The sequence below is a fragment of the Paenibacillus sp. PsM32 genome, from assembly GCF_030433815.1.
GTDB lineage: Bacteria > Bacillota > Bacilli > Paenibacillales > Paenibacillaceae > Saccharibacillus > Saccharibacillus kyungheensis.
In genome coordinates, this window is the sequence record NZ_JARUWY010000044.1 from 1 (window position 1) to 341 (window position 341).

Here is a 341-nt window from a genome sequence, read left to right on the forward strand (position 1 = left end):
TAGAAACACTTAGGTTAAGCTACTAAGAGCACACGGTGGATGCCTAGGCGCTAGGAGCCGATGAAGGACGTGGCGAACAACGATAAAGCCTCGGGGAGCTGTAAGCAAGCTGTGATCCGGGGATGTCCGAATGGGGAAACCTAACTGGATTCATCTCCAGTTACTCACACCTGAATACATAGGGTGTGCAGAGGCAGACGAGGGGAACTGAAACATCTAAGTACCCTCAGGAACAGAAAACAAGAGTGATTCCGTCAGTAGCGGCGAGCGAACGCGGAACAGCCCAAACCAATGAGCTTGCTTGTTGGGGTTGTGGGACGTCTCTTTGGAGTTACAAAGGA

At 51.3% G+C, this 341-nt stretch carries 1 rRNA gene; it reads left to right on the plus strand.

What is annotated here, in order from left to right:
* Positions 1 to 12: 12 nt before the first annotated feature.
* A 23S ribosomal RNA gene (locus QCD85_RS23675) occupies positions 13 to 341 on the plus strand; the annotation flags it as partial.